This window comes from Rhodococcus sp. T7 (genome assembly GCF_009872365.1).
Lineage (GTDB): Bacteria > Actinomycetota > Actinomycetes > Mycobacteriales > Mycobacteriaceae > Rhodococcus_F.
Window position 1 is genome coordinate 1 of record NZ_WXYH01000225.1, and the last position, 1,427, is coordinate 1,427.

Here is a 1,427-nt window from a genome sequence, read left to right on the forward strand (position 1 = left end):
CTAGTAGTACTTTGTTAGATCGGCGTGTCGGCTCGAGTTTTCGTGATTTTCTCGAGAGCATGCGGGCATGGATACAGCCGCTCTCGCCCGCGTCGGGGAACAGTTGGATACGTTTGTCGGTGAGGTGTTCTCGTCGCTGGCGCGCAGGGATCAGCGGGAGAAGGCGGGGCTGTATGCGCGGGGGTTGATGCTGGACGGGCGGCGGAAGTCGATGCAGCCGATGGCGCAGCGGCTGCAGGTCGACCATCAACAGTTGCAGCAGTTCGTGACCACCTCGCCGTGGGACGTGGTGCCGGTCCGGAAAACACTGTCGCGCAAAGCGTGCGGTCTGATCGACCCGGATGCGTGGGTCATCGACGACACCGGCTTCACCAAGGACGGGGACCGCTCGCCGGGCGTGGCCCGGCAGTACTCGGGCACCCTCGGCAAGGTCGGCAACTGCCAGATCGCCGTCAGCGTGCACGCCGCCACCGACGCGGCGTCGGCGCCCTTGGACTGGCGGCTGTTTCTGCCGCAGAGCTGGGACGAGCAGTCCACCACCGACCCCGATGCGGTCGCGGCGGTCGCCGCCCGCCGGCGCCGGTCCGCCATCCCCGATTCCGAGCACCACCGCACCAAATGGGAAATGGCGATCGAGATGATCGACGAGCTGACCGAGTGGGGCCGCACCCCACCGACGGCGGTTGCGGACGCCGGCTACGGTGACACCACCGCGTTCCGGCTCGCGCTGACCGAGCGGGGCATCGACTACGTAGTCGCCGTCAAGGGTGCGACCAGCGCCTATCCCGGCGAGGCGGTCCCCGAGACCGAGGCCTACAGTGGTCGCGGTCGCCCGCCGACACCCCGCTACGGCCCGCATTCGACCTGTAAGGATCTCGTCCTCGCCGCCGGACGTAAGACCCTGCGGACCGTGACCTGGCGCAAGGGAACCAAGATCGATCCCGACAATCCCACCGCGGCGATGCGCTCCCGGTTCGCCGCCCTGCGGATCCGCCCCGCGAACCGCGACATTCCCCGCGCCGAGGACGGCACCCTGCCCGAGCTCTGGTTGCTCGCCGAATGGCCCACCGGCGCCGACGAGCCCACCGACTACTGGCTCTCCACCCTGCCCGCCGACACCCCAGTGAAAGAACTGGTCCGTCTGGCGAAGATCCGCTGGCGCATCGAGCACGACTACCGGGAGCTGAAAACCGGCCTCGGACTCGATCATTTCGAGGGTCGTTCCTGGCTCGGCTGGCACCACCACGCCACCCTCGTCACCGCCGCGCACCTGTTCCTCACCACCCTCCGGCTGACCGACCCAAAAGCAGTTGGGCAGGACTGACGCTGTACGCCGTTCTCCGCGAACTCCAACGCGCACTTGCCCGTTGGATCGGTACTTGCCCACTATGCCACCACACCTTCCCCACCTAACAAAGTCCTACTAG

At 67.2% G+C, this 1,427-nt stretch carries 1 protein-coding gene; it reads left to right on the plus strand.

All coding sequences use genetic code 11. The annotated features are described in order from the left end of the window. Positions 1-67 precede the first annotated feature (67 nt). Entirely contained in the window at positions 68-1,324 is a 1,257-nt protein-coding gene (locus MLGJGCBP_RS21250; protein ID WP_160097899.1) for an IS701 family transposase, read from the plus strand. The last annotated feature ends 103 nt before the right edge of the window (positions 1,325-1,427 follow it).